This is a genomic window from Empedobacter sp. UBA5036, assembly GCF_002415215.1.
GTDB classification, from domain to species: Bacteria; Bacteroidota; Bacteroidia; order Flavobacteriales; family Weeksellaceae; genus Empedobacter; species Empedobacter falsenii_B.
Genome location: NZ_DICC01000042.1, coordinates 24,761 through 31,201, shown reverse-complemented (window position 1 = coordinate 31,201; position 6,441 = coordinate 24,761). Strand labels below are relative to the sequence as shown.

Here is a 6,441-nt window from a genome sequence, read left to right as displayed (position 1 = left end):
GAAGGTTGAGGGGAGTTGACTCTATTACGAGAGGAGCGTGTTGAACAAACCTCTTGTGTATCAGCTGTGCCGACAGGGGCTTCGCTGAGGAGCTACGTTTGGAGGAGATAAGCAATGAATGCGTATCAGGGCGAAAGACGCCGCAAGATTCGACTTCTTTATAGGGTCGTTGTAGACTACAACGTTTATAGGCGATAGATGTAATGTCAGTGATGTCATAGTCGAGTAGTACTAATTAGCCATAGACTGTTTCTAAAAAAAGTAGAACGGATGAAAGCTAATGATAGCAATATCAAAAATTAAAAAGATTAAATACTAAGATTGATTTAATCGTCATAGAGAAGGTTAGTTAATCTTATTTGGATTAATAATGTAATACCAAAGATTGTGTGAAGGCTTTAAGCTTAATGCATAGAGCTTCTAATAATGTCAAGATATAATAGGAACTAAACCTATACAAAAATATTAGGGTGACTATAGCTGCAGGGCTCACCTCTTCCCATTCCGAACAGAGAAGTTAAGCCTGCCTGCGCCGATGGTACTGTTACTTACGGGAGAGTAGGTCGTCGCCAGTTTTTATCAAAAGCCTCAAGTGAACAACTTGAGGCTTTTTTTGTGGGTATACGTCGCGCTTTAGACTGAACGTTTTAAGCTTTACGCATCTCCAGACTATGTTTTATAAAACAAGAAGCTTCCAATCAGTAAATAAGAGGCTTCTAATTAGTCAACAAGAAGCTTCTTCTTGATAAAAAGGAAGCTTCCTTTTTACAACTAACTCAGAACTTACAACTCATAACTCGATAACACTCCTTTGTAGATTTTTATTGTCAGTCTTAAATCTTATGTCTTATAACTTATTACTCAAAACTCAGAACTTAAAACCCGCGTTAGGGATAGTAGTGTAAATCCTTTTGTAGGAGTTGGATTTTCTGTAATCACTTCTAATCTTCTTTTACAAAAGATTGGAACGGATAGCCCAACCGAGCGATTTGCATTAGCTGTGTTTGTATTATTTTGGTTATTTTATAAATAATATAAATGGAAGGCAAAGAGCGAGGGAACGCCCAAATAATTACAAAAAAAGCCCAACCGAAGTTGAGCTTTTAAAATATAGATGAAAGGGTAATAATTTACTCGCCTAAATATGAAACTGTCTTAGAATCTCCTTCAACAGTAACTTTAGTCAAGTTATATTTTGCTAAATTTTTCATTGATTTGTCCCATTTTTTACCGCTTAAAGCAGCTTGAGATTTTAATTCATTCAAATCAATGTTTTCGTTAGCTTTTAAAATTTCAATAATTTGAGTTTCTTCTTCTGTCAATTCGTAAGCTGGTGCAGCTTTTTCTGGACGCATTTGAGGGAAGAATAAAACTTCTTGAATAGATGGATTATTTGTTAAGAACATAATCAAACGATCCATTCCGATTCCTAAACCTGATGTTGGAGGCATTCCGTATTCTAATGCACGTAAGAAATCTTGGTCGATAAACATTGCTTCGTCGTCACCTCTATCAGCTAAAGCCATTTGTGCTTCAAAACGCTCACGTTGATCGATTGGGTCATTTAACTCAGAATATGCGTTAGCAATTTCTTTTCCACAAACCATTAATTCGAAACGCTCAGTTAATTCTGGATTATCACGGTGCTTTTTAGTCAATGGAGACATTTCTTTTGGATAATCTGTAATGAAAGTTGGTTGAATGTAGTTTCCTTCACATTTTTCACCAAAAATTTCATCGATTAATTTTCCTTTACCCATAGTCTCATCAACCTCGATCCCCATTCCTTTAGCAGCTTCAAATAATTCTGCTTCAGATTTTCCATCGATATCAAATCCTGTAAAATCAATAATTGATTGACGCATTGTTACACGTTTGTAAGGTGCTTTGAAATCAATTTTATGTTCTCCGAAAGTTGTTTCAGAAGTTCCATTAACAGCAATTGCACAATGTTCTAATAATTGCTCTGTGAAATCCATCATCCAGTTGTAATCTTTGTAAGCAACATAAATTTCCATTGCTGTAAATTCTGGATTATGCGTACGATCCATTCCTTCGTTACGGAAGTTTTTAGAAAATTCGTAAACACCATCAAAACCACCAACGATTAATCTTTTTAAATATAATTCGTTCGCGATTCTTAAATATAATGGAATATCTAATGCATTATGATGTGTAATAAACGGACGAGCTGCTGCACCCCCAGGAATCGATTGTAAAACAGGAGTTTCTACTTCCATGTATCCACGATCGTTGAAGAAATTACGCATTGCGTTGAATAAACGTGTACGTTTTAAGAAAATTTCTTTCACGTGAGGATTTACAACCATGTCTACGTAACGCATACGGTAACGCAATTCTGGATCTGTAAAAGCGTCAAATACATGACCTTCGTCGTCAGTTTTTACAATTGGTAATGGACGTAAAGTTTTTGATAACAAAGTTAATTTTGTTACGTGAACAGAAATTTCACCTACTTTAGTTTTGAATTCATATCCTTCAATTCCAATAAAATCTCCGATATCCATCAATTTCTTGAAAATTGTATTATACTCAATTCCTTCTTCAGACGAAGAAATATCATCTCTCGAGATATAAACCTGTACACGACCTTCGCTATCTTGTAACTCAGCGAAAGAAGCTTTCCCCATTACACGAACACTCATCAATCGTCCGGCAAGCTTGACAACCTTTCCTTCTTCGTACTTTTCCTTAATTTCTTTAGAATTAGAAGTTATCACGAATTCTTCGGCAGGGTAAGGCTCAACGCCTAAGTCTCTTAATTGTTGTAGTTTTTCTCTACGAATAATTTCTTGTTCAGACAATTGCATAGTGAATATAATTTATATAAAATGAATGCAAAATTATGAAAAATAATCTTGATTCACGAAGTTTTTATGATTTAATAATGTAAGAATTATCAGTATTGATGCGAGTTTTAGTCTACTAACTCAAAACGGCGCTCTAACGTGTAATCCGTATCTTGAAATTTCACCTTTTTGGTTTCGATACTATACGAAATCCAACCGTTATCTTTGATACGCGAAGTTGTTTTAACGTAATATTTTATGTCGTCTTTCAATCTTTTTTCAGATGGTTGTTCAGAACCTAATTTCGTAGCTAAATCTTTCAAATAGCTGTACCAAGAATTGGCCAACCAATCTTTATCGGCTTGCTGAAAACTTGACATAATATAATTGGTTTGCAAAACTCCAATCTCATTCAATTTCAATTCTGTTGTAGCTGGAGTGGGAGAAGTGCTAAATAAATTGTCCATGTAAGATTGATAAACAAATGGCGCACTTTCTAAAGTAAAATTACTTTTTCCATAAAAATGATGGAATTGACGAATGTCTTTGTCAAATAATTTAACAATACTTTCTTCTGTAGAATATTGTTGAAGATTCTTTTTGATTAACGCAATCGCAGTAGGATTATCCAAATATTTATTCTCTAAATCTTCTGAAGATAAAACCAATTGTTTAATCGTTTTATCTAAATCTGTATAACCTAAAAATCGTCCGTCTTGATCTATTTTAAAGGAAATCGAAACATTATTAACTAACGAAAAAGGATTATTTAAAAATGATTTTGAATTGAATTGTATATTTCTGAAATTCCACTTTACAATGGTTTCGTTTTGATAAATATTTTCAACTTGAATAATAACGTTATAAGTATATTGTTCTTGATGCGAAATCGTGTCATCTTCCAATTTCACTTCACTTGTTGTTACATTATATCGTTTTTCGTTTCCAATATTCCAATATGTTTTGGGAAAAATAATCGTTTCCTGCGGAGCATTAAAAATGGTATCATTTTTAACAACCGGTGAAATTGTATCTTGAATAGGATCTTGGGCAAATATTTTTATCGAAAAAAATAGAAAAAACAGATAATATGTAAAATTAATTTTCATTTATAAGTAATCAAACTAATTCAAAAATAGAGCAAATTATCTAAAATGAAGTTTGAAATTCGTTAAAAAATAAAATTTAGTCATTTAAAAGTTTTATACTTAATTGATTAACTGTTTTCTTAGAACCAATATTTAAGCTAAATAAATATTCAGATTTGATTAAAATTGAATTCAAATCGTACGTATTTTCATATTTCACTTTTAATTCAACTGTTTCTGAATATTTTTTGATTTCTTTTTTTACCTGTTCTTGCGACAAATTCAGTTTAGCATCATTCAACATATAATACGCCATTTCTTCCCATAATTTCTCAAAATCATCTTTGCTCAAATTTTGGTCAGAAGCAATTGTATACGTACCTTTTTCTTTGTTGATATCTTTTAGATAAGTATTTGTGGTAGAAGAAATTGGAAATCCAAAAATATTTTCCTGTACAGATTTTCCTTCATATGTTTCACCTAAACGAAAATATTGTCCATTAAAATAATTGAAAACGTGAATTTCTTGCTCAAAAACATAGGGAACATATGTTTTCGATTTGACCATTTCCTCAATGTACGCAATATTTGCCTTATAATCATCAGATTTTTTGCGTTGTTTACCAAGTTTATCTGTTATTTTAAGCAATTTTTCTTCAATCTGAGGAACATTTAATAATTCTAAAAATTCTCCAGAAGGATTTGTTGTGAATTCGTACTCTATTCCTTCAGAATTATTGATAAAATCGCGGTAAAATTCATCAGGATCATTGGATTGATTTTTACCATTTACAAATGTATACTTATTGGCAAAATCATTCTTGTCAACCAATTCCATCGATTTATTTGATTGGTTGATGACTTTAGAAACCGTATCATTTACAGAAATCGAAAAGTTACGATCTGTAAATGAGTAGTTATATATTTTGTTTAATTCTAAATTTGGTTTTACCTGTACAGATTTTTCTTCAAAATTCACCTGCGCAAAAATGGCAGGAGAGTATAGTAAAATCAAGGTAAATAGGCTTGTTTTCATTCTCTCTAAAAGTTGTACAAATATAGAATGATTATTGAATATCCAAGTTATTTATTGAACGAATCATTGTATCAATTGGCTTAGTTTCCGAAATTTCTTTTTCCATCAAAGTTCCACCGATTTCTTTCAGCTTTTTAACCTGCGGAATAAATCGATTTTCTAGTGAACCTATAGCTTTATTGTAACTTTGGGTTGCTTGGTTTAGATTATGACCAACCGTCGCCAAATGTTGTATTAAAACATTCACACGATTGTATAATTCTATTCCAGCATCTCGCATTTGATATATATTTTCCGCAACATTTAATTGTTGCCAGCTAAACGCAATTGTGCGAAGCATTGTAATCAAAGTAGTTGGTGTTGCAATAATTATTCTATTGTTTAGTGCATCTTCTATCAAAGTTCGCTCCAATTCTAACGCAGCACCAAAAGAACTTTCAATTTGCAGATACATCACCACATAATCGGGTGCTTCTGTGTATTGATTCCAATAAGCCTTAGAACTCAAATTCTTTAAATGTTCGCGTACAGCTTTCGCGTGCATTTGCAAATGATGTTTTCTCAAATTTTCATCTTCCGTTTCGAACGCAAGCATATATTGGTTTAACGGAACTTTAGAATCGACAATAACTTTTCGATTTCCAGGAAGATTAACGATTAAATCCGGGCGAAGCAAACCATTTTCGGACTGAACAGAAGTTTGTTCTTCAAAATCACAAAAAGATGACATTCCAGCAAATTCAACGACACGACGCAATCCAATTTCTCCGTATTTTCCTCTTGTGTGTGAAGTTTTAAGAGCAGAAACTAATGTATTGGTTTCTTTTTGCAATTTATCAGTTGTACCACGCATTGAATCTAAGAAAACTTTAATTTCTGAATAAGCGCCTTCTCGAGCTTTTTCTATTTCGGATATTTTTCCGTCAAATTTATTCAAGCTTTCATTTAATGGTTTGATTAACGAATCAATCGCTTGTTGACGTTTTTCTAAATCGTTTTGAGAATTAGAAAAATGTTTATCCAATGTTGTTTTCGCTAAATCAAGAAATTGTTCGTTATTACTTTTCAAAACTTGAGCTGAAAGTGCTTCAAATTGCTCTTTTAATCGTTCATTGGTTTCGAGCATAAACGATTTTTGCTCCTCCACAGCTTTCATTGCTTCTTGATGGCGAACCGTTAATTCTGTATTTTTTTCGCGCTCTTTTTGCCATTGATCCAAATTGAAATTTGCATCATCTTTTATTTCGATAAATTCATTTTTTAGCGAATCATATTGTTTCTGAAGTTCTTGGTGTTTTATTTCATTTCCAATTATGGCTGAATTTGCTTTCGACTTTGAATATAAAAAACTGATAACGGCTCCAATGATAAAAAAAAGGATGGATGAAAGTATGATAGCGCTGTTCATAATCTTAAAATTTAAACAAAGGAACGATTTTATACGACACAATATGTCGTTATTAAAAATAAAATCATAAAAAAACGACTTCTAAGAATCGTTTTTCAT

General features: G+C 32.4%; 4 protein-coding genes and 2 rRNA genes. 2 read left to right on the top strand and 4 right to left on the bottom strand.

Annotation, left to right across the window (positions count from 1 at the left end; translation table 11 throughout):
- Both B4J88_RS07580 and rrf read left to right on the top strand, forming a co-directional pair.
- Positions 1-255 (top strand): 23S ribosomal RNA (locus tag B4J88_RS07580); the annotation flags it as partial.
- Between the two features lie 211 nt (positions 256-466).
- A 5S ribosomal RNA gene (gene rrf, locus B4J88_RS07575) occupies positions 467-575 on the top strand.
- 555 nt (positions 576-1,130) lie between these two features.
- On the opposite strand, the gene lysS is transcribed toward rrf, so the two are convergent.
- The 4 genes from lysS to rmuC form a co-directional block, all read right to left on the bottom strand.
- Positions 1,131-2,831 (bottom strand): lysine--tRNA ligase, encoded by a 1,701-nt coding sequence (lysS, locus tag B4J88_RS07570; RefSeq protein ID WP_286496432.1) that lies wholly within the window; start codon positions 2,829-2,831, stop codon positions 1,131-1,133.
- Positions 2,832-2,938: 107 nt separating this feature from the next.
- On the bottom strand, positions 2,939-3,919 hold the full coding sequence (locus B4J88_RS07565; RefSeq protein WP_114999801.1) for a hypothetical protein: 981 nt from the start codon (positions 3,917-3,919) through the stop codon (positions 2,939-2,941).
- A gap of 76 nt (positions 3,920-3,995) precedes the next feature.
- Positions 3,996-4,934 carry a hypothetical protein gene (locus B4J88_RS07560; RefSeq protein ID WP_114999803.1) on the bottom strand — a complete coding sequence of 313 codons (939 nt, stop codon included), beginning with the start codon at positions 4,932-4,934 and terminating at the stop codon, positions 3,996-3,998.
- Positions 4,935-4,965: 31 nt separating this feature from the next.
- On the bottom strand, positions 4,966-6,342 hold the full coding sequence (rmuC, locus tag B4J88_RS07555; protein ID WP_286496433.1) for a DNA recombination protein RmuC: 1,377 nt from the start codon (positions 6,340-6,342) through the stop codon (positions 4,966-4,968).
- Positions 6,343-6,441: the final 99 nt, after the last annotated feature.

Excerpts from the sequence above, each read along its gene's own strand:
- lysS (WP_286496432.1), bottom strand. The coding sequence starts at position 2,831 with ATGCAATTGTCTGAACAAGAAATTATTCGTAGAGAAAAACTACAACAA.
- B4J88_RS07565 (WP_114999801.1), bottom strand. The coding sequence starts at position 3,919 with ATGAAAATTAATTTTACATATTATCTGTTTTTTCTATTTTTTTCGATA.
- B4J88_RS07560 (WP_114999803.1), bottom strand. The coding sequence starts at position 4,934 with ATGAAAACAAGCCTATTTACCTTGATTTTACTATACTCTCCTGCCATT.
- rmuC (WP_286496433.1), bottom strand. The coding sequence starts at position 6,342 with ATGAACAGCGCTATCATACTTTCATCCATCCTTTTTTTTATCATTGGA.